This window comes from Natrinema saccharevitans, from assembly GCF_001953745.1.
GTDB lineage: Archaea > Halobacteriota > Halobacteria > Halobacteriales > Natrialbaceae > Natrinema > Natrinema saccharevitans.
The window spans coordinates 2610939-2631081 of the sequence record NZ_LWLN01000001.1 but is presented as its reverse complement, the minus strand read 5'-3'; the positions used below and the strand labels follow the sequence as shown (position 1 = coordinate 2631081).

The window sequence follows — 20143 nt, the reverse complement described above, 5'->3', positions numbered from 1 at the left end:
CGATCGATGCCGCCGCGACGACGGGCGTTTCGCGGCGCTTTTAGGCCCCTCGCGAGTAGCCGACTCCATGCTCTCCGGGACGCCGCTGTACGTCCTCCTGCTCGCGGCCGGTATCGTCGCGCTGTACGGCGGTGCCGAACTGTTGGTTTCCGGGGCGGGACGGCTGGCGCTCGGGATCGGGCTGCGAGCGACGACCGTCGGCGTGACCGTCATCGCCTTCGCGACGACCGCGCCCGAACTGTTCGTCTCGACTATCGGTGCGCTGAACGTCTCGAGCGACGTGGGGCTGGGAACGGTCGTCGGTTCGAACGTGGCCAACATCGGACTCGTACTGGGGGTGTCCGCGCTGATCAAACCGCTCCCGATCGGCGAGCGGGTCCTCCGACGGCACGTCCCCACGATGGTACTCGCGGCCCTGCTCCTACTCGGACTGGGCGCGAACGGGCGGATCGGCCGCCTCGAGGGCGCGATCTTCCTGCTGGTGCTGGCCGGCTTTACGGCCTTCCTTCTCTACTACGTGAACGCGGATCCGCCGTCGGTGGCCGACGATCCGGACGCCGGCGCGGGCGTCTCGGCCCGCGACGTGGCGCTCGTCGTCGCCGGCCTGATCGCGCTGGTGGTCGGCTCGCGGTGGCTCGTCGCCGGCGGGACGGGGCTGTTGTCGGCGCTGGGCGTTCCGGATCTCATCATCGGGCTGACGGTGCTGGCCCTGGGGACGTCGTTGCCCGAACTGGCGGCCTCGGTCGTGGGTGCCGTCCGCGGCGAGACGGAGTTCGCGGTCGGGAACGTCGTCGGCTCGAACATCTACAACGTCCTCGCGGTACTCGGGGTCGTGGCGCTGATCACGCCGATCGAGATCGCACCGGCGACGCTCCGGTTCGAACTCCCGGTCATGGTCGCCTTCACGCTCGTGTTGGTCGGCATGATGAGCTACGGCCGGCGGCTCACGCGGCTCGACGGCGCGGTCCTCATCGCCGGCTACGCCGGGTTCATCTCGTTGCTGGTTCTGTGAGACGAACTACCGTGAGTCACCGTCGCGCGGCCGCGACCCGTCCTGCGGACCCAGCGGAGACATCGGGACGGCGAACCGTTTGCGCCGTCACATCGGCAGGGGCGTCCCGTCGGTCTCGTCGCCGGCGGTCGCCAGTCGATCCAGCCGCGGTCCGAGCTTGGCGCGGACGAGCGACACGAGCGCGTTCTCGCGTCCCTCGCCGGTGATCGCGCCCGTTCGTATCGACTCGTCGTCCTCGTCGTCCGCCCCGCTCTCGGCCGTCACGAGCATAGCCGCCTCGCGGTCCGCGAGGAGGACGTACCCGCACTGGGGCGCGTCCACCGGGAAACTGAACCAGTCGAACCGCGGTTCACAGACCGTCGCGGTCGGTATCGTCGACCGAACCGTGTCGCGCACGCGGGGCGACCGCGACGCCGCGTAGACGTCGACCCCGCGGTCGGCGGCGTTCCGCATGTTCTCGAGGCAGGTCGTCCCGAGCAACACGGCGCTTGGCGCCATGACGAACAGTTCCTGGTCGGCTCCGGCGGCGATCTCGTCGCCCCGCTCGGCGACGTTCGCCTCGCCCTCGAGCGTCCAGCAGCTCTCGACGTCCGTCCCCGCACGCCGGCTCTCGTCAGGGTCCCGGGCGATCGCCCGCGCCGGGACCGACGGCTCGCGCTCGAGTCGCGCTCGTCGCGTCGAGTCGGACCGAACGAACGCGGCGGCCTCGGCGAGCGGCCCGTCGGCGAGCCAGTCGACGTCCCAGTGTGGCGCGTCGGTTCCGAGCGCGGCCCGCCCCGACTCGTCGTCGTGGGTCGCGAGCCCCGCGGCCGCGAGCGCGGGGAGCTGTTTGTGGGCCAGTTCCGTCGCCACGGCCGTCCGCTGCGGGTCGGCCGCGTCGGCCGGGCGGTCCGCCTCGCCCTCCCGGACGAGGACGCCGGCGGCGAGGTCGTCGACGGCGATCGATCCGCCCCGACTCGCGAGTTCGGTACACACGGTCAGACGCCGCGGTTCCCGGAGCGCCTCGAGGGTTCGGGTTAGGGTCTCCTCGTCCAGCGGAATGGCGTCCCCGGTCGGATCGGCGAGGAGGGTACGGACCCACTCGAGATCGAGGATCGGGTGGGCGGTGAGCGCGACCGTCGGCTCGTCGCCCTCGGCGTCCCGTGTCAGGACACCGTGGTCGACCAGCCGCGGGACGTGTCGGTGAACCAGTTCGATGTGGCGGCGCTCGCAGTGGTCGTCGGGAACGATCGGAGTGCCCCGTTCCACGGCCGCGACCTCGGTCCCGAGGTCGGCGATCGGCATGGCGGGTCCCACCGCCGTGGCGGCCGCTGGGGACTGCCCCTCGCGGTCGCGCAACACGGCGAGGAGCGCCCGCCGGTGCGGGTCCGCGAGGACGTCCGCCGCGGTCGTCGTCGGCTCGAGGGCCGGGGGTAAACTCATTGGGGGATAGAGACAGCGAGCGGTGGAAAGAACTGTACCAGCATACTCTGGTATCGCTCGGTGGTGCCACCGGGTCACTCCCCGTCGCCGAAGTACGCCGAGAGCAGTTTCGCCTGTGCGACCCGGAGGTGCTGGTGGAAGGTCTGGCGGGCGATGCCGAGCCGATCGGCGATCTCCGAGGCGTCGCTGTTTCGCGTCGGCCACTCGAAGTACCCGCCGTGATAGGCCGTCTCGAGGGCGAGGCGTTGTTTCTCGGTCAGCGCCGACTCGACGGCTCGCCGGAAGTCCCCGCGGGTCCGGACCGGCCGCTCGACGGTCCGTTTCGAGACGAGCCGGGTATCGGGGTAGGCCGAGGTGATCGCGCCGACGAGTTCCCGGAGGTCCGCGTCGGGGCTGGCCTGGACGGTCAACTCGGCCGTCCCGTCCCGGACGACCGTCGACTCGAGGCGCGCCCCGTACTCCCCGAGTAGCTCGGTGATCGTCGAGCCCCGGACGACGACCTCCCAGTAGCTCTCGTCGTCGTCGGCGTCGATGAGACGCAGTTCCGTGATCGCGGTCGATTCGGTCGCCGCCGCCCGGAGCGTTTCGGGGTCGACGCCGGACACGGTGAGATAGTAGACGAACACCTCGTCGGTCAGCGGCAACACGTGGTCGATCGAGAGATCGCAGCCGGCCGCCCGCGAGAGGTCGATACAGACGTCCCCGCGATCGGTCGACTCGAGTTCGAGTTCGACGACGGTGTCGTGATAGAGGAGTCGTCGGACCGCCATCGCGTTGATCGCGTGTCCGATGGTGCCGCCGAACTCCTGTAATACCTCCCGCTCCCGGTCGGCGAACGCCGACGGCTCACGGGCGCCGATCACGAGCGCGCCGAAGGGCCGATCGCTCGCGACGATGGGGACGACCGCGACCGACGCGTACTCGCGGGCCTCCGCGTGGGTTCGCCACGCCTCAACCACGCTCTCCGGGAGGGTCCGGTAGCGCTGGACGGCCCGCGCCTCGAGCGCCGGCGAGCCGTCCGCGTCGGCCGGCGGATCGACGAACGACGAGAGGAGGTCCGCGTCGGCCGTCGCGTCGATCCCCGCCCCCGCCTCCGGCGTCCAGTCGTAGCCGTTCGTCCCGCCGGGATCGGCCCGACCGATGACGGCGAACCGGTAGGCGTCGGCCGCCGCGAACGCCTCGACGATCGCCCGCTCAATCTCGTCGCGGGTCTCGGCGGCGACCATCGTCTCGTCGATCGTCCGGACGATCGCGTTGAGTCGCTCGAGTCGCTCGAGTTCGCGCTCGCGGGCCTTGCGGTCGCTGATGTCGCGGCCGACGCCGGTAAACCCGAGGACGGTGCCGTCGTCGTCGGTGATGCGGGCGCTGTTGAACTCGTATGGGATCCGCTCGCCGTCCGCGGTGAGGAGTCGCCCCTCGGCGGTCACGCGCTCGCCGGCCTCGAGGATGCGATCGATCGCCGCCCCGATGTGGTCCCGGTCAGCCGGCGCGATGAATCGGAGCGGATGCATGCCGACGAGGTCGTCCGATTCGTAGCCGGTCATGCGCCGGAACTGGTCGTTCCACTCGATCAGGTTCCCCTCGGCGTCGTAGGCGTAGAGGATGTCCGGCTGGGCCTCGAGGACGCTCTCGGTGAAGGCCTTCTCCTCGCGGAGTTCGCGCTCGCGGGCCTTGCGGTCGCTGACGTCGCGACCGATGCCGGTAAAACCCAGAACGGTCCCGTCGTCGTCGGTGATGCGGGCGCTGTTGAACTCGTAGGGGATGCGCTCGCCGTCTTTCGTGAGGAGGTCGGCTTCGACGGTGACGGCCGTCTCGCGCTCGAGGACCCGATCGATCGCCGCCTCGACCCGGTCCCGGTCGTCCGGCGCGGCGAACTCGAGGGGGTTCATTTCGAGCAGTTCCAACTCGGTGTAGCCGGTCACGTCCGGCACTCGATCGCTCCACTCGATGAACTCCCCGTCGGTGTCGAACGCGTAGACGACGTCCGGCTGGGCCTCGACGACTCGTTCGGCGACGTGTTTCTCCTCGCGAAGCCGCCGTTCGCGCTCGCGGGCGTCGGTGCGGTCGTCGACGACCCAGACGTAGCCGGCCGGCTCGGCGTCCGCTCCCACTGCGACGCCGACGTCGTCGCCATCGACCGTCGCCAGTACTTCGCGGACCCACACCCGGTCGCCGTCGCTCGCGACGCGCCACCCCTCGGACTCGACGCTCCCGTTCGAACGTGCGGCCTCGAGCAGTCGCTCCGGATCGTCCGCTTCGCGTTCGGCCGCCTGGAAGAGGAGGCGGTACTGCGAGCCGACGACCGTTTCCGCGTCGTATCCGAGCAGCGCCCGCGCGCCGTCGTTCCACGCGGTGAACCGCCCCTCGCCGTCGAGTACCGCGACGGCGACGTCGCTGACGACTCCGCTCAGTTCGCGGATACCGAGTCGGTCGGCGATACGCCGACCCTCCCGTGTCCCGTCGCGGTCGCTTCCGTTCCCCGACCCTGCTTCGTCGGGCGACTCGTCGATCATTGCTCCCCAACCACGGTGTGCCACGCCATCGACACCCACGAACGAAAAGCTACGGGACGCGTTTGCTGCGAACTTTTAAGATCCGAGCGGGACGCACCCTCCGACGGGTCCGAACCGGCGAGGTTAACGGGGTCACCCACCGACGGGACGGTATGACGACGCTCGCGATCGTCGAGAGCCGCGCCGACCGCGCTTCGGAACACATCTGCGAGTACCTCCGCGCGGACGCCGACTGGGAGCGACGCGAGGACGACGCCCGGCCGGCCGAAGACGGCGGCGGCACGTACTACCGGATCGACGGGGCCGAACTCCGCTCGTTCGACGACCTCCACATCGAACTCGAGGCCCCCGCCGAGGCCTTCGACTGCGACCCCGACCTGCTCGTGTTCGCCTCGAGACACTCCGGCGACACCGGCCCGCTGCTGACGGGTCATTTCACGGGCAACTTCGGTCCCGCCGAGTTCGGCGGCGAGCCGGACACGCTGGCCGAGGCCGCCCCGAACGCGCTGGCCCGCCTGCTCGAGGCCTTCGACGAGTACGCACCGGCGGCGTACGAGGTCGGCATGGAGGGGACTCACCACGGCCCCACCGACGTGGGCTGTCCGTCGCTCTTTGCCGAACTCGGCAGCGGCGACGAGCAGTGGGACGATCCAGCCGGTGCCGAGGCCGTCGCCCGGGCCATCCTCGACCTTCGGGGCGTCGACCCCCACCGCCAGCGACGCGAGAGCGACGCTCTCGCGAGCCGTCGGAATCGCGATACGATTCCGAGAAGACAGATCGTCGGCTTCGGCGGCAACCACTACGCCCCGCGGTTCGAGCGGATCGTCCGCGAGACCGACTGGGCGATCGGCCACGTCGCCCCCGACTGGGCCCTCGAGGCGATGGATCACCCGACGGCCCACCGCGCCGTCCTCGAGCGCGCGTTCGACGCAAGCGACGCCGAGATCGCGCTGCTGGACGGCGAGTGGCCGGTCCTCGAGGAGACGCTCGCCGACCTCGACTGCCGGCTCGTCGGCGAGACGTGGCTGCGGGAGGTCGACGACCGGCCGCTCGAACTGGTCGATCGGGTCGAGGCCGACCTCGGCCCGATCGCCGACGGCGTTCGCTTCGGCGACCGTCGCGCGGACGAGATCCGCGTCGTCGATCTCCCGACCGACCTCCTCGAGACCGCACAGGGGATCGACCCCGACCGGGTCCGGGCGGTCGTCGAGGCCCACGCCGTCGCCTTCACGACGGACAACGGCGGGACGCGCGTCGGCTCACGGGCGGCAGTTCCCGCGAGCGCGGACGGACGTGAGAGCGACGCAGCGGACGAACGCGACGCCGCTCGCGACGCCGACTCGGGCGAGCCGCGGCGAGCCATCGTCGACGGGCTGGCCGCGGTCCTCGAGGAGAAGTTCGACGCCGTCCGGCTCGAGAACGAGGCCGTCGTCGCCGAGGAGACGGCCTTCGATCCCCAGTTAGCACGCGAAGCCGGCGTTCCGGAGGGGCCGAAGTTCGGCGCGCTCGCCGACGGCGAGCCGGTGACCGTCGACGGCGAAACGGTCAGTCCCGAGAGAGTTCTGACCGATCGCACGCGACGGTTCCCGATCTGACCGAAACGAAACTCGACAGTAAGAGGATTATATACGCCTCCTGTAGCGGCTTTCGTCGTATCCTGCGTTCGATACGTAAGAATCTATTACCGTGTCAGACGTGTGGCTGACGTGTAGGGGAAAGGTAATTATGCTCCATTGTTTAGACAGGGCCAAGAATGGACTCTATAATCGACGACGCGATCGACGAGGCCGAGGATGGGGCGGCCACGGTCCCTGACGAGGCTCTCGACGACGGGGGGACGGCCGACGACGCCGGGTCGGACGGCCGACAGACCGGCACGATGACCGACGACGAACTCGAGGACGTTCTCCAGGACCTCCAGACCGACATCACCGTCGTCGGCTGTGGCGGTGCCGGTGGGAATACCATCAACCGCATGCACGAGGAGGGGATCCACGGCGCGAAACTCGTCGCGGCCAACACCGACGTCCAGCACCTCGTCGAGATCGAGGCCGACACCAAGATCCTCATGGGCGAGGACAAGACCGGCGGCCGCGGAGCCGGTTCGCTCCCGCAGGTCGGCGAGGAGGCCGCCCTCGAGAGCCAGCAGGACATCTACGACGCCATCGACGGCTCGGACATGGTCTTCGTCACGGCCGGACTGGGCGGGGGTACCGGGACCGGGTCCGCCCCCGTCGTCGCCAAGGCCGCCCGCGAGGCCGGCGCGCTGACGATCTCGATCGTCACGACACCCTTTACCGCGGAGGGCGAGGTCCGGCGAACGAACGCCGAGGCCGGCCTCGAGCGCCTGCGCGACGTCAGCGACACCGTGATCGTCGTCCCCAACGACCGCCTGCTCGATTCCGTCGGCAAACTCCCCGTCCGACAGGCGTTCAAAGTTTCCGACGAGGTGCTGATGCGCTCGGTGAAGGGCATCACGGAACTCATCACGAAGCCCGGCCTCGTCAACCTCGACTTCGCCGACGTCCGGACCGTCATGGAACGGGGCGGCGTCGCCATGATCGGCCTCGGCGAGGCCGACTCCGAAGCGAAAGCCGAGGACTCGGTCAAGACCGCGCTTCGTTCCCCGCTGCTCGACGTCGACATCTCGGGTGCAAGTTCCGCCCTCGTCAACGTCACCGGCGGCAACGACATGGCCATCGAGGAGGCCGAGGGCGTCGTCGAGGAGATCTACGACCGGATCGACCCCGACGCCCGCATCATCTGGGGGACCTCCATCGACGAGAGCCTCGAGGGCAGCATGCGCACCATGATCGTCGTCACGGGCGTCCAGTCGCCCCAGATCTACGGCCGGCCGGACGGCGAGGAGCCGGTTCAGCCCGAGCCCGCACAGGGCAACGACATCGACTTCGTCGAGTGATCGGCCCGTCGCGCTGCGTCGCCGATTCGAGTCCCAGCCGCGGTTCGTCTTTTCGCTTCGCCGGCCCGCCCGCAGCCGCGGGGGCGGTGTCCGCGTGAGCGGCCTCAACAGATCGGTTTCGGATCGAGTCCCAGCTCGTCCAGCGAGTCCGCGTACGCCCCGTACGCGGCGTCGATCACGGCCTCGGCGGCCGCTCGAGCCTCGTCCCACTCGCCCTCGTCCGCGGTGATCTCGGCGAGCAACGCGGCCGCCCGCTCGCCCTGCGCGACCGTCTCGGTTCGCAACTCCCGGAAGCAGTCGGCCCGCGACTCGTCGCCCTCGTTGACGAAGAAACTCACCACCTGCAGGTGGGTCCGGTCCCCGACCAGCGCCCGCCCGGCGAGCCCGCCGAGCCGGGCCGCCGTCGACTCGAGCGAGCGAAGCTCGGCGTGCATCGGATCGATCCCGTCGGTTTCGAACTCGTGATCCCCCTCGAGCAGGTCCGCAATGCGGTCGTAGTGGTCGCGCTCTTGCTCGCCGAACTCGGCGAAGGCCTCGCGCGCCCCGTCGTGGTCCGCTTCGTCGGCCCATCCCTCGAGGGTCTTCGCGGCGGTGTACTCGCTGTCGGCGGCGGACCGGAGGACCCGTTCCTCGCTCAGGTCCGCGTCGGTCAGCGCGACGAGGCGCTTCGACGAGCCGAGCCGCTCGAGTTCGGTGGCCATCGATTCCTCGACCGCGTCACGGAATCCGTCGGCGTCCATACACCGACGACACCGCGGAGCGTGTTGAACGTTGGTGACGATCCGGCCCCGCGTTTAACCGCGGCAATCACGTACCGATCACCATGGCCGACCGGAGCGATGCCGACGAGCCGACCGCCGAGACCCCCTCGATCGATCCCGAGACGCTGGCCGAGCGGCTGCGAGCCGGCGACGATCTGACCGTCCTCGACGTCCGCGACCGCGACGAGTTCGAGCGCTGGCACCTCACGGGCGAGGGCGTCGACGCCGTCCAGATCCCGCACGCGAAGTTCATCCAGGCACAGGCGACCGGCGGGGCGACCGACCTCGCGGCCGACCTCGAGGAGCCGATCCTTGCGGTCTGTGGACACGGCGAGGCGAGTGCCCACGCCGTTTCCCTCCTCAGGGAGGCGGGTATCGACGCGGAAAACCTCGCCGGCGGAATGGACGCCTGGGCGGACCTGTACGTCGCCCGCGAACTGGCCGTCGACGCACCCGCGACGGTCGTCCAGTACGACCGCCCCTCGAGCGGCTGTCTCGCCTACGCGATCTACAGCGACGGCGAAGCCGCGGTGATCGACCCGCTTCGCGCCTTCGCCGACCGATACGCCGCCGACGCCGACGACTGGGGCGCAACCCTCGAGTACGCGATCGACACCCACGTCCACGCCGACCACGTCAGCGGGGTTCGAACGCTCGCGAAGCAGGCCGACGCGACGGCCGTCCTCCCCGCGGGCGCGACCGACCGCGGGCTGACGTTCGACGCCGCGACCGTCGCCGGTGGGGACGAACTGCGAGTCGGCGACGCGACCTTCTCCGTCGTCGCGACGCCCGGTCACACGAGCGAATCGATTTCGATTCGACTCGAGGGCGGCGACGCCGGCACTCTGTTCACCGGCGATACGCTCTTTCTCGAGGGCGTCGGCCGACCGGATCTCGAACGCGGCGACGAGGGCGCGGCCGCCGCTGCCGAGGCGTTGTACGAGACGCTACGGGACCGCGTCCTCGAGTACCCCGACGAGACGACGATCGCGCCGGGCCACTACAGCGACGGCACCGACCCGCGCGAGGACGGGACCTACGCGTCCCGGATCGAGGATCTCCGAGACCGGCTCGAGGCGCTCTCGATAGCCGAAACGGCGTTCGTCGCACACGCGACGGACGACCTGCCGCCCCGGCCCGCCAACCACGAGCGCATCGTGGCGGCGAACCTCGGGCGCGAGGCGATCGACGAGGAAACGGCGTTCGAACTCGAACTGGGGCCGAACAACTGCGCCGTCGCGGACTGATCGGTCAGTCGTCGGCGACCGCGCCGTCGCTCGCTCCCCCGGCCTCGAGGTCGCCCTCGATGCTCGGCGGGTACTTTCCGCGGTCGAGTTTCAGGTCCGACTGCGGGCGCGCCATACAGGTCAGCGCGTAGTTCTCGGCCTCTTCCTCGGTGAATCCGCGGGCGGCGGGCTGGGTGACCTCCCCCTCGACGATCTCGGCCGAACACGCCAGACACATCCCCACTCGGCAGGAGTACTCCTGGGCGATACCCTCCTCGAGGCACCGGCTCAGGATGGTCTCTTTGTCGGTACAGGTGATGGTCTCACCCGTCCCGACGAACTCGATGGTGTACTCAGTCATACGGCCCGATACGCAAGACCTCACTAAAACTCTTTATTTCACTTCGAGAAACGGAGCGGTCGGTTCTTCTCTTCGCTCGAGCGCCGAGCCGATCGCCGATCCGGTTTCCTGGCGGTCGGACAAACCAACCATAAAACGTTTTCTTACCGCGGTGTCCAGAGTGTTGGTATGAGTACGCAGGAGCAGTCGGCCGCGGGTGCGGCGGCGACGACCCGGTCGCCGGACGCCGTCGTCGTCGGTGCCGGAACGTCAGGGTGTTACGCGGCAGCGACCATCGCACGGGCGGGGTACGATGTCGTCGTCCTCGAGCGAAAGGACGAGAAAGAGGCGGGCCACATCGCCTGTGGCGACGCGCTGAAGGGTGCCGACGCCTTCCCCGAAGCGATCCCGAAGTCCAAGCTCGAGCCCGCCTTTACGAACACCGACGTCGACCACGGCCGGTTCGAGATCCCGCAGGAGGATACCGTCCTCGAGATTCCCGTCCCCGGGGAACTCGCCGTCATCGACCGCTGGGAGTACGGCCGCCGGATCATCGACGGGGCCGAGGATCGGGGCGTCGAGTTCCGTTACGATACCGTCGTCCAGAACGTCCTCCAGAACGACGACGGCCGCGTCACGGGCGTCGAGGCGATTCGCAAGGGCGACCCGATCACCTACGAGGCCGACATCGTCATCGACGCCGCCGGCTCGCTGTCGGTGCTGCAGGACCACGTCGACTTCTCGGACTCCACGTTCGACACCAACGTCGACTACAGCCACTTCTGTTCGGCCTACCGCGAGATCGTCGAGGTCGAGGAGCCCGTCGAGTGGGACGACGCGCTGGTCTTCAAGCCGACCGAGCGCGCGGCTGGCTATCTCTGGTACTTCCCGCGGACCGAGACCGAGATCAACGCCGGGCTGGGCTTCCAGATGACCGAGGAGCCGATGAAACTCGTTGACGACCTCAAACGCGACCTCGAGAACCGTCCCGAGTTCGAGGGCGCGACGGTCGAGGACAAACTCGGCGCGGCGCTGCCCACCCGGCGACCCTACGACTCGGCCGTGCATCCGGGCTACATGGCCATCGGCGACGCCGCCGGCCACGTCAACCCCACCACCGGCGGCGGCATCGCCGGGGCCGCCTACGGCGGCAAGTACGCCGCCGAGCGGGCGATCGAGGCCCTCGAGACGGGCGAGTTCGGCGAGGGCGTCCTCTGGGAGTACAACCAGCAGGTGATGGACCACTTCGGTGCGCGCTACGCCGCGCTGGACGTCTACAACATCCTCTCGACGGCCGTCGACGTCGACGACCTGATGAGCCTGCTCGCGGCGATGCCCGGCGACAAACTCGCCGAGGCGCTGTACTCCGGCAGTACCGACATCGGGCTCAAACTCAAGCTCGAGGCGCTGGTCAAGAGCCGGGGTCACTGGGGCACCATCTGGAACCTCTACAAGACCAAGCGCCGCGCCGACGAGCTCCTGGCCCACTACGAGAACTACCCGACCAGCCCCGAGGGGCTGGCGGGCTGGCAGGACCGCCGCGACGAGCTGATGGAGCAGGTCTACGAGACGACCGGGGCCGATCCCAAGTACTAACACCGACCTTTTTTCCGCTCGGGTGGCTCGCTATGCGAGCCACCACTCGCGCAAAAAATCTCGACCAAAAAAGGCCGCTCGCTCCCTTCGGTCGCTCGCGGTCGGCGTCGGGTAGCGGCCTTCCCTCCCCCGGGTCGTGCGTCTCTCGCCGATGCTCGAGACGCACTCCCGGCCGATGACCGTTCGACCCGTCTCCGTCCGACTGATTCCGGGCGATTCGTCCGATTCGGTCGCCGGCGTACAGTTCGGTCAACCGTACTGTCGATTCTCGTGAAAATATCCCTACGTTATTAGGGTATTTTTGCTTTCCTGTTCGCGGGGTAACGAGTTACGATGGTACAGAACCACACGCGCCGACGCGCACTGACACTGATCGGCACCGCGGGCGGCGTCGCGCTCGCCGGCTGTATGGGCGGCGACGGCAACGGCGACGACGACTCGAGCGACGACTCGGGCAACGGGATGGGAGCCGACGACGGCACGGACGACTCCGAGTCGGACGACGATATGGACACCTCGATGTCGAACGTCCGGGTCGCGCACCTCTCGCCCGACGCCCCCGACGTCGACGTCTACGTCGACGGCGACGCCGTCCTCGAGGACGTGCCCTACCGGGCCGTCAGCGACTACCTCGAACTCGAGTCGGGCACCTACGCGGTGATGATCACCGCGGCCGGCGACGCGGACACCGTCGTCTACGACGAGGACCTCGAGGTCGCCGAGGGCTCGTTCACGATCGCCGCGCTGGGCGAACTCGCCGACGAGAACCGGCCCTTCGAGCCCGCGGTCCTCGAGGACGACGTCAGCGACCCCGGCGACGACGCCCGGGTGCGGCTGGTCCACGCCTCGCCGGACGCCCCCGCGGTCGACGTTACGGTCGGCGACGGCGAGACGGTGCTGTTCGAGGACGCCGCCTTCGGCGACGCGGCCGAGACCGAGGTTCCGGGCGGCGAGTACACGCTCGAGGTCCGACCCGCGACCGAGACCAACGACGGCGACGTGGTCGCGACCTTCGACGTCGCCCCGGAGGGCGGTAGCGTCTACAGCGCCTTCGCCGTCGGCTACCTCAAGCCCGGCTCGGCCCCCGCCGACGAGGCGTTCGACCTCGAGGTCGTCGTGGATGCCTGATCGACGCCGCGGGTCAGCACCGGGCCCGGAGCCGTTCGATCCGGCGCGCCGTCGGCGGATGCGTGCCGAACAGCCGCCGGTGGAGGAAGCGACGGGTGCGGTCGAAAAAGCGGTGTTCCTCCCACGGCGGCGGGACGATCGAGAACGCGGTCGTCGAACGATGTTTGCGGAGATCGTTCGAGGGCCGCTCCTCGAGGTCGGAATCGAGTTTCTCGAGGGCGCTGGCCAGCGCCGCAGGGTCGCCGGTGATCGCGACGGCACCGCGGTCGGCGACGTACTCTCGATAGCGGCTGACGACGGCGACGGACCACCGGACGAGAACGATGACCGCACCACACGGTACGGCGACAAACGGGTGGAAATCGTAGCGCTCGATGAGCGCGGCCGCGGAAGCTGCGGGCACTGATAACGCGGTCAGCACCGCCGCGTCCCTGTTTTTCGCGTGGGCGAGTTCGTGTGCGAGGACGGCGTCGAGTTCGCGGTCGTCGACGGCCTCGAGCAGACCCTCGGAGATGACGATCGTCGACGCTCCGGCCTGATAGCCGACGGTCGCTGCTGTCGGCGTCGACGAAACGCCAAGACGGACCGTCAGTGCGGGGAGATCGGCCTGCTTGGCGAGCCGGTCGACACGGCGTTGGACGGCTGTTCGGCGCTCCTCGAGGGTCTCGTCGGGCCGATCGAGGACGCGGACGACGCCTTCGATATCGCGGAGCGCAGCGGCGTCGTCGGTTCGTTCGGAGTAGACGATCCACGCCACGTGTGCGAGGACGACGAGGACGCCGACCGCAGCGGCGGCGGACAGCGGATCGACAATCGAGCGCCACGCGACCGCCTCCGTGAATGCGAACCCGACGAACGACCCGAGAGCCACGCCGCCGAGCAGGCCGAGGATTTTCGGCCAGTTCGCGATCGCCTCCGCGGACAGCAGCGTCTCACCGATGGCTTCGACTGCGTCGGCGGTGCCGTCGTGAGCGAGGCGATCCGAGAGGGTCTGGTCGGGATAGTAGCGGCGGATCACTATCGCGACACCGAGCCAACAAACGAACGCACCAGCGAACAGTAGCGAGAGGACGAAGAAAAAGGAGAGAAACCCCTCGAGCGCCATGAGGAGAAACAGCGCGACGAACCCGCCGACGGTGAACTCGAGTGCGAGGACCGCAAGCTGTGCGGCTCCGACGAGAATTCCGGCGACCGCCATCCGCAACCAGAGTCCGAGTTGGAGGGGCGTCGGACGGCTCACCGAACGAACACCTCGACCGCGGCCGTTCGCGTCGACGATCGCGAACCAGGGACTGGATCAGCGGATTGCACCGTCACCGATCCGTACTGGTAGGATACCCAAGAATATTTGGAGTCCGTCCTCGGTCGGTTACTGGTCGTCGCCGAGCCGCTCGATCGCGCCGGCGAGCGTCTCGATGCCGTGTTGGATGCTGTCCTCGTCGACGTCGAACGTCGCGGTGTGGTGGCCGCCGGGGTGATCGGTCCCGACGCCGACGTAGCAGGCGCTGCCGCCGTTTTCCTGGACCGCCCGCATCAGGTAGGTCGCGTCTTCGCTGCCGCCCAGTTCGTCGCGCTCGAGGACGCGTTCGACGCCGGCCGTCTCGCCGGCGACGTCGGCGACGATCGAGACGAGTTCCTGATCGCTGGTCGCGCTGGGGGCCTCCGCACCGATCCCGATCTCGACCTCGCAGTCGTGCATCGCGGCGGCGCTCCGGAGGACCTGCCGGGTTCGTCCCTTCATGTACTCCATGAGTTCGGTCGTCTCGCCCCGGACTTCGGCGACGATCCGGGCCTCGGCCGGGATGACGTTGGCGGCGCTGCCGCCCTCGACGACGCCGGCGTTGACGCGGGTCTTCCCCTCGCTGTGTCGCGGAATGCCATAGAGGTTCTGTACCGCCGTCGCCATCGCCTGCACGGCGTTGCGGCCCTGCTCGGGGTGGCCCCCCGCGTGGGCCGACGCGCCCGTGAACTCGGCCTCGAGGTGCGAGACGGCCAGAAAGCCGTCGATGCCGGCGACGATCTCGCCGGTCGGATGGTCGAGGCCGATGTGAACCGCGAGCAGGTAGTCGACGTCCCGTATGTGATCGCTTTCCGCCATCGACTTGCCGCCGCCGACGACCTCCTCGGCGGGCTGGAAGAAGAGCTTGAACGTCCCCTCGAAACCTACGTCGGAACGCTGTTCCGACGAGGATCGCGACTCGTCGAGTCCCTCACCGCTCTCGGCGATCCGCTCGAGAACGCCGATCCCGATCGTCGCGTGGGCGTCGTGGCCGCAGGCGTGCATCGCGCCCTCGTGGTCGGAGCGAAAGCCCTCGGCGGCCGGCCGGTGGGTCGGGTCGCCGGACTCCGTCTGGGGCAGGCCGTCGATGTCGACCCGGAGGCCGACGGTCGGCCCCTCGCCGCGCTCTATGACGGCCACTGCACCCGTATACCCGCCCTCGAGTCGCTCGAGGACGTCGTCGTCGACGCCGGCTTCTCGCGCCTGCTCGTACCAGCGGGTGAGTTCCGCGTCGTCGGGGACCGCCAGCCGGTGGTCGCCGGCGATGGCCTCGGGGCCGACGTGGAGTTCGGCGAGGTCGTCGCCCAGTCGGCTCTCGAGTTCGTCGACGATCCGCGCGGTCGTGTAGAACTCCCGCCAGGCGGGTTCGGGTCGACGGTGCAGGTCGCGACGCAGCGTGACGAGGTCGTCCGCGGTCATACCGTCATCTCATCGTGAACGACCAAAAGCCCTCGCGACGGTTTCGGCGCGCGACGATCGGAGAACGCGGCTCGAGGCCCGCTCATGCGGTCTCCTGTAAGTCATTACCGGTGGGACCGCAGGACGGTCGCGGTCCCACCGGGAAACCGTTACAGCAGACCGTATCAGTTGCTGCGGCCGGCCCCGTGGATCTGCTCGACCTCGGCCTCGATGTGGACCGAGTCGGGGAAGTTCTGCGAGGCGATGTTGCGCGCGAGGTCGTCGTGGCCGTGGATCTCGAGTTCGCGGGTGAAGACGGTGTACTCCCAGGAATCGAAGTGACGGTCGTCGTCGGCGTGGAGCCGACAGCGCTGGGGGACCGACAGCTTTTCCGGCGGGTGGGAGTGTGGTCCTTTCAGTGCCGCCCCCTTCCGTTCGGCGGTGGCCTTGATGTCCTCGACGATGCCATCGAGCGCGGCGCGATCGCCGCTCTGGAGGGTGAGACGGGTGACGAAGGTCATGGCTGGTGCTGTCGCATACATCCGCGATGGGGGCCTAAAAACCTGCTGAGACGCGTCGCCGCCCGACGGTGAACGACTGCAGTCGATCGCCCGCTTCGCGCGTGACAATCCGCTCCGATCCGTGTTCGTTGGACGAACAGTCCGATATTCTCTTAACGTCGCACCTGTTATCCCAGTTAATGGCAGTCGAAGCTACGAGCGCAGGCGCGATCCTCTTCCGCGACACGCGGGGCCGGCGCGAGTATCTTCTACTCAAGAGCCGCCCGGGCGATTGGGAGTTTCCCAAGGGCGGTGTCGAAGGAGACGAAGAACTACAGCAGACGGCTATCCGCGAAGTAACGGAAGAGGCAGGTATCGAACAGTTCAGACTACTCGACGGCTTCCGCGAGGACTACGACTACGTCTTCGAGGCGAACGGCAAGACGATTCACAAGACCGTTCACCTCTTCATCGCGAAGTCGTTCGAAGCCAGTGCGGAACTATCGAACGAACATCGCGACCTCCAGTGGCGCGACTACGAACAGGCGGTTAACACCGTCACGCAGGACGGCCCCCGAGAGATCTTGGAGCAGGCCCACGAGTTCATCGACGAGCGCGAGGAGGACGACGAGGAGTAGTCCCGCAGTCAGCGAGACGTCGCTTCTCTCGCCGTTGTGCGACGGGGAATCGCGGCCGGCCCCGAGACCCGGTCAGTAGCGCCGTCCGTAGCGATCGCTTGCGGCAGGCACCGACCGATCGGGCAGCGTTTTTGTCCCGCCGAACCCAACGGGAGGCGTGGACGTACACACCGCCGAGTTCGGGTTCGAACTCCGGACCTGCCGGTGGGCCGAACGCGAGTGGCCGCCCGGCGAAACCGACGGTGCCGACACCGTCACCCTCGTCGCCCGCCAACTCGGGACGACCCGCCGCCGCTGGGACACGATCGTCCTCGAGTGCGACCCCGAGGGCCTGCGCCGCCGCGCCCGGTTCGGCCCCGATCGGCTCGATAGCGACCAGTTACACGTCGTTCGCAACGCCCCCGCGGAGTGGACCTACTATCGCGACGCGCTTCCGGATCCCGGCTACCCGTGGCGGTACGTCCGCGAGTCGATCCACGAGGCTGACGACCGCGGAATCCTCGAGACCCGCAAGCGCGGCAACCGCATCGAGATCCGACGGAACTGGCCCTACCCCGACTGGCTCGAGCGGCTCGTCGCGATCGAGAACAAACCCGACCTAGACGCCAGCGCGGCCCGCGCGCTCGGATCACAGCTCGAGTACGACGTCGCCGTCGGGCTGGCCGATTCGGTCTGGGTCGCGACCCGGCGGACGGACGAGCCGGTCGAACCCGTCCTCTTCGAGGACCTGCCGGTCGAGGCGGGGGTCCTCGCGCTCGAGCCCGACGACCTGACCGCCGAGGTCGCGTGGTATCCCCGCTCGCTCCCGGTGACGGAACCGGGGACCCGCATCCTCGAGCGGCCCGACGGCGGGGCCCGGGACGGCTCGGCGGCCCGATTCGAGTACGCCGATCCCGGCTGGAAGGCCGACAAGCGCCTCGCGATCGCCGAGCGGGCCTACGAGCGCGGCTGGCGGTCCTTTATCGACACGATGCGGCCCGACTGTCGGCGCTTCGAACTGCGCGCCCCCGACGGCTCGCAGGCGCTGCCGTACTGCACCGCCAAGGGGCGGTGCCAGACGGCCGCCGAGTGCGCCGGCTCCTGCCCCGACTTCGAGCCCGAGCCGCCCGCCTGGCGCACCCGCGGCTGGCCGATCGAGGGCGGGCCCGGAAAAGGGCTCCGGCGGTTGCTCGAGGATCGCCGGCGGCGACGGCGGCCGGGGCTGTAGTGCACAGGTAGGCCGTGACGAGTCCGCGAGCGAAGCGAGCGGTTCACCGACGACTCGGCCTTCGGCCTCGTCGTCGGCCTTTTTCATCGAAGTCCGCGAGAGCAAAGCTCTCGCGGGCCCATCAGAAATCTTCGATTTCTGAGGACGTTTTTGCGCCCAGCGCGGGACCGTCGGTCCCGCGAGCCGTGCGAACGGGCAATGCGCGGCGCGTAGCGCCGCGACTGTCGGGACGGCGCAGCCGTCCCGCAGCGCCCGTGAGCAGAGAGTGGTGAGCGAGCGGAGCGCGGTTCGGAGCGAACGGAGTGAGCGAGAACCGCGACGATGCGAACGGCGAAGCCGCGAGCAAAGCGAGCGAACCCGAGGTGGAAAAAGTTCGGTGGTCAGTCGGAGACGGCGACCTCGAGGTCCGCACGCTCGACGGCTAGCCGGAACGTGGGGACGGTGCGGTACTCGACTTCGACGACGCCCTTGCGTCGGAGACTCTGGAGGCCCGACCGGACGTCCTCGGCCTCGGCGTCGACGTCGTACTCGTCCCGGAGTTTGTGTAACACCGAGACGACGCTCTCGGAGCGTTCGTCGGGCCCGGCCAGCACCGCCACGATCCGCGCCTGTAGCTCCGGGACGCGGACCTTCGAGGGGACCCCCTCGTCGTCCGGGTCGCTCTCGATCCCCGGCTCGACGTCGACCAGCTCGGCGGCTTCGGCGGTCGCTCGAATCAGGCTGTTGTCGTCCCGGAAGTAGTAGTCCCCGAGTTCGCTCTCGAGGTACTGGTGGACCTCGCTGCCGCTCTCCATCCCCCACCGCTCCTGCAGTTCGCCGTTCTTCGTCGGCTGTAGCTCCACCACGTCCGCCAACCGGTCCTGGGCCTCCTCCGAGAGCGTCATCGTCGAACCGTATGGGGATCCGGTACTTTTGCGTTGCGTCCCGCCGCGACTCGAGCGACTCCGCCCCGTCCTCAGCCGAACTCGCCGGCGAACGATCGCAGGTCCTCGACGAACAGTTCCGGCACCTCCATCGCAGCGAAGTGGCCGCCTTCGGGCTGTTCGGACCAGTACTCGACGTCGTAGACCGCTTCGGCCCAGCGGCGGGGCGTCTTGTACACCTCCGCCGGATAGCGGGCGTGGCCCGTCGGCACGTCGACCGAATCCGGCGTCGCCGCGCTCACGTCCGTCTCGGCGTAGAGTCGCATCGAAGAGCCGATCGTGCCGGTCAGCCAGTAGACGCTCAGGTTGTCGAGCAGCCGGTCGCGGTCGATCCACGACTCGAGGTCGCCGTCGCAGTCGCTCCAGGCCCGGAACTTCTCGACGATCCAGGCCGCCAGCCCGGCCGGCGAGTCGGTGAGCCCGTAGGCCAGACTCTGTGGTTTGGTCGCCTGGATCTCGTGGTAGGCGGTTTCGGTCTCGCGGAACGCCGCGGTCTCCCGGTAGTCGCCCAGCCCCCGTTCGTCGAGCAGGTCGGTCGGATCGTCGGCCTCGAGCGACGACGGGTTCAGAAAGAGCATGTTCGTGTGAATCGCCGCGACGCGGTCCGGATAGTTCGCGCCAAGCAGGGCGGCGACCAGCGCGCCCCAGTCCCCGCCCTGTGCGACGTAGCGGTCGTAGCCGAGCCGGGCCATCAGCTCGGCGACGGCGTCGGCGATCCGCGGCACGTCGTACCCCCGCTCGCCGGTCGAGCCGGAGAAGCCGAAGCCGGGCAGCGAGGGCGCGACGACGTGGAAGGCGTCGGCCGGATCGCCGCCGTGGGCCGCCGGGTCCGTCAGCGGCCCGAGGACGTCGAGAAACTCCGCGACGGAGCCGGGCCAGCCGTGGCTCAGGACGAGCGGCGTCGCGTCCGGTTCGGGCGAGCGGACGTGATAGAAGTGCAGCCGCTGGCCGTCGATCGTCGTCACGTACTGGTCGAACTCGTTGCACCGGTCCTCGAACGCCGCCCAGTCGAACTCCTCGCGCCAGTACGCACAGAGATCGCGGAGGGACTCGCGTTCGGTCCCGTACTCCCAGCCCGCCTCGGGGAGCTGGTCCGGCCAGCGGGTCCGCTCGAGGCGCGTCCGGAGGTCGTCGATCTCGTCCCGACTGACCGACACCTCGAACGGTCGAATCGAGTCGTCGATCTCCGCCGTCATGTCGCCACCCCGATCCGAGTGCTGCCACTGTGGATGATACCACTGCACATACGGACTTCGACTCGCTCGCGTCACAAAGGCGTA

The 20143-nt window shown here is 69.0% G+C and carries 17 protein-coding genes; 8 read left to right on the top strand and 9 right to left on the bottom strand.

Features of this window, described 5'->3' with window-relative positions; all coding sequences use genetic code 11:
- Nucleotides 1–67: 67 nt before the first annotated feature.
- On the top strand, nucleotides 68–1012 hold the full coding sequence (locus A6E15_RS13395; RefSeq protein WP_076146915.1) for a calcium/sodium antiporter: 945 nt from the start codon (nucleotides 68–70) through the stop codon (nucleotides 1010–1012).
- Between the two features lie 87 nt (nucleotides 1013–1099).
- Here the strand turns inward: A6E15_RS13395 and A6E15_RS13390 are convergent, their stop codons facing one another.
- Nucleotides 1100–2434, bottom strand: a complete 1335-nt coding sequence (locus tag A6E15_RS13390) for a DUF7344 domain-containing protein (RefSeq protein ID WP_076146913.1) — start codon at nucleotides 2432–2434, stop codon at nucleotides 1100–1102.
- Between the two features lie 74 nt (nucleotides 2435–2508).
- Nucleotides 2509–4947, bottom strand: a complete 2439-nt coding sequence (locus tag A6E15_RS13385) for a PAS domain S-box protein (RefSeq protein ID WP_076146912.1) — start codon at nucleotides 4945–4947, stop codon at nucleotides 2509–2511.
- Between the two features lie 152 nt (nucleotides 4948–5099).
- On the opposite strand from A6E15_RS13385, the gene A6E15_RS13380 reads away from it, so the two are divergent.
- Nucleotides 5100–6542, top strand: a complete 1443-nt coding sequence (locus A6E15_RS13380) for a D-aminoacyl-tRNA deacylase (protein WP_076146911.1) — start codon at nucleotides 5100–5102, stop codon at nucleotides 6540–6542.
- Nucleotides 6543–6700: 158 nt separating this feature from the next.
- Entirely contained in the window at nucleotides 6701–7867 is a 1167-nt protein-coding gene (gene ftsZ, locus A6E15_RS13375; protein WP_076146909.1) for a cell division protein FtsZ, read from the top strand.
- Nucleotides 7868–7971: 104 nt separating this feature from the next.
- On the opposite strand, the gene A6E15_RS13370 is transcribed toward ftsZ, so the two are convergent.
- A complete protein-coding gene (locus tag A6E15_RS13370) occupies nucleotides 7972–8607 on the bottom strand; it encodes a rubrerythrin family protein (protein ID WP_076146908.1) in 636 nt (211 codons plus the stop codon).
- Between the two features lie 83 nt (nucleotides 8608–8690).
- Between A6E15_RS13370 and A6E15_RS13365 the strand changes: the two genes are divergently transcribed.
- Nucleotides 8691–9875: an MBL fold metallo-hydrolase gene (locus A6E15_RS13365; RefSeq protein WP_076146907.1), complete on the top strand. Its 1185-nt coding sequence runs from the start codon at nucleotides 8691–8693 to the stop codon at nucleotides 9873–9875.
- 4 nt (nucleotides 9876–9879) lie between these two features.
- On the opposite strand, the gene A6E15_RS13360 is transcribed toward A6E15_RS13365, so the two are convergent.
- Nucleotides 9880–10215, bottom strand: coding sequence for a 2Fe-2S iron-sulfur cluster-binding protein (locus A6E15_RS13360; protein WP_076146905.1), 336 nt, complete (start codon nucleotides 10213–10215; stop codon nucleotides 9880–9882).
- A 168-nt stretch (nucleotides 10216–10383) separates the two neighbouring features.
- On the opposite strand from A6E15_RS13360, the gene A6E15_RS13355 reads away from it, so the two are divergent.
- Together A6E15_RS13355 and A6E15_RS13350 are read left to right on the top strand one after the other, a co-directional pair.
- On the top strand, nucleotides 10384–11790 hold the full coding sequence (locus tag A6E15_RS13355; RefSeq protein WP_076146903.1) for a geranylgeranyl reductase family protein: 1407 nt from the start codon (nucleotides 10384–10386) through the stop codon (nucleotides 11788–11790).
- A gap of 333 nt (nucleotides 11791–12123) precedes the next feature.
- Nucleotides 12124–12918 carry a DUF4397 domain-containing protein gene (locus A6E15_RS13350; protein ID WP_076146902.1) on the top strand — a complete coding sequence of 265 codons (795 nt, stop codon included), beginning with the start codon at nucleotides 12124–12126 and terminating at the stop codon, nucleotides 12916–12918.
- 13 nt (nucleotides 12919–12931) lie between these two features.
- Here the strand turns inward: A6E15_RS13350 and A6E15_RS13345 are convergent, their stop codons facing one another.
- The 3 genes from A6E15_RS13345 to A6E15_RS13335 form a co-directional block, all read right to left on the bottom strand.
- Nucleotides 12932–14116 (bottom strand): M48 family metallopeptidase, encoded by a 1185-nt coding sequence (locus tag A6E15_RS13345; RefSeq protein ID WP_394329275.1) that lies wholly within the window; start codon nucleotides 14114–14116, stop codon nucleotides 12932–12934.
- Between the two features lie 171 nt (nucleotides 14117–14287).
- Nucleotides 14288–15616 (bottom strand): amidohydrolase, encoded by a 1329-nt coding sequence (locus A6E15_RS13340; protein WP_076146899.1) that lies wholly within the window; start codon nucleotides 15614–15616, stop codon nucleotides 14288–14290.
- 164 nt (nucleotides 15617–15780) lie between these two features.
- Entirely contained in the window at nucleotides 15781–16116 is a 336-nt protein-coding gene (locus A6E15_RS13335; protein WP_076146897.1) for an uS10/mL48 family ribosomal protein, read from the bottom strand.
- Nucleotides 16117–16295: 179 nt separating this feature from the next.
- Here A6E15_RS13335 and A6E15_RS13330 point away from each other — a divergent pair, with 179 nt between their 5' ends.
- Both A6E15_RS13330 and A6E15_RS13325 read left to right on the top strand, forming a co-directional pair.
- Nucleotides 16296–16733 carry a bis(5'-nucleosyl)-tetraphosphatase gene (locus A6E15_RS13330; RefSeq protein ID WP_076146896.1) on the top strand — a complete coding sequence of 146 codons (438 nt, stop codon included), beginning with the start codon at nucleotides 16296–16298 and terminating at the stop codon, nucleotides 16731–16733.
- A gap of 157 nt (nucleotides 16734–16890) precedes the next feature.
- Nucleotides 16891–17940, top strand: coding sequence for a DUF5787 family protein (locus A6E15_RS13325; protein ID WP_076146894.1), 1050 nt, complete (start codon nucleotides 16891–16893; stop codon nucleotides 17938–17940).
- A 380-nt stretch (nucleotides 17941–18320) separates the two neighbouring features.
- Here the strand turns inward: A6E15_RS13325 and A6E15_RS13320 are convergent, their stop codons facing one another.
- Complete coding sequence (locus A6E15_RS13320; protein WP_076146892.1) at nucleotides 18321–18824, bottom strand: DUF5797 family protein; 504 nt, start codon at nucleotides 18822–18824, stop codon at nucleotides 18321–18323.
- A 71-nt stretch (nucleotides 18825–18895) separates the two neighbouring features.
- Nucleotides 18896–20059, bottom strand: a complete 1164-nt coding sequence (locus A6E15_RS13315; RefSeq protein ID WP_076146891.1) for an epoxide hydrolase family protein — start codon at nucleotides 20057–20059, stop codon at nucleotides 18896–18898.
- Nucleotides 20060–20143: the final 84 nt, after the last annotated feature.

What these genes read in the sequence shown, in the direction of transcription:
- A6E15_RS13385 (WP_076146912.1), bottom strand. Translation starts at nt 4,947, where the DNA reads ATGATCGACGAGTCGCCCGACGAAGCAGGGTCGGGGAACGGAAGCGAC.
- A6E15_RS13320 (WP_076146892.1), bottom strand. Translation starts at nt 18,824, where the DNA reads ATGACGCTCTCGGAGGAGGCCCAGGACCGGTTGGCGGACGTGGTGGAG.
- A6E15_RS13365 (WP_076146907.1), top strand. Translation starts at nt 8,691, where the DNA reads ATGGCCGACCGGAGCGATGCCGACGAGCCGACCGCCGAGACCCCCTCG.
- A6E15_RS13330 (WP_076146896.1), top strand. Translation starts at nt 16,296, where the DNA reads ATGGCAGTCGAAGCTACGAGCGCAGGCGCGATCCTCTTCCGCGACACG.
- A6E15_RS13390 (WP_076146913.1), bottom strand. Translation starts at nt 2,434, where the DNA reads ATGAGTTTACCCCCGGCCCTCGAGCCGACGACGACCGCGGCGGACGTC.
- ftsZ (WP_076146909.1), top strand. Translation starts at nt 6,701, where the DNA reads ATGGACTCTATAATCGACGACGCGATCGACGAGGCCGAGGATGGGGCG.
- A6E15_RS13350 (WP_076146902.1), top strand. Translation starts at nt 12,124, where the DNA reads ATGGTACAGAACCACACGCGCCGACGCGCACTGACACTGATCGGCACC.
- A6E15_RS13335 (WP_076146897.1), bottom strand. Translation starts at nt 16,116, where the DNA reads ATGACCTTCGTCACCCGTCTCACCCTCCAGAGCGGCGATCGCGCCGCG.
- A6E15_RS13360 (WP_076146905.1), bottom strand. Translation starts at nt 10,215, where the DNA reads ATGACTGAGTACACCATCGAGTTCGTCGGGACGGGTGAGACCATCACC.
- A6E15_RS13395 (WP_076146915.1), top strand. Translation starts at nt 68, where the DNA reads ATGCTCTCCGGGACGCCGCTGTACGTCCTCCTGCTCGCGGCCGGTATC.
- A6E15_RS13370 (WP_076146908.1), bottom strand. Translation starts at nt 8,607, where the DNA reads ATGGACGCCGACGGATTCCGTGACGCGGTCGAGGAATCGATGGCCACC.
- A6E15_RS13315 (WP_076146891.1), bottom strand. Translation starts at nt 20,059, where the DNA reads ATGACGGCGGAGATCGACGACTCGATTCGACCGTTCGAGGTGTCGGTC.
- A6E15_RS13345 (WP_394329275.1), bottom strand. Translation starts at nt 14,116, where the DNA reads ATGGCGGTCGCCGGAATTCTCGTCGGAGCCGCACAGCTTGCGGTCCTC.
- A6E15_RS13340 (WP_076146899.1), bottom strand. Translation starts at nt 15,616, where the DNA reads ATGACCGCGGACGACCTCGTCACGCTGCGTCGCGACCTGCACCGTCGA.
- A6E15_RS13355 (WP_076146903.1), top strand. Translation starts at nt 10,384, where the DNA reads ATGAGTACGCAGGAGCAGTCGGCCGCGGGTGCGGCGGCGACGACCCGG.
- A6E15_RS13380 (WP_076146911.1), top strand. Translation starts at nt 5,100, where the DNA reads ATGACGACGCTCGCGATCGTCGAGAGCCGCGCCGACCGCGCTTCGGAA.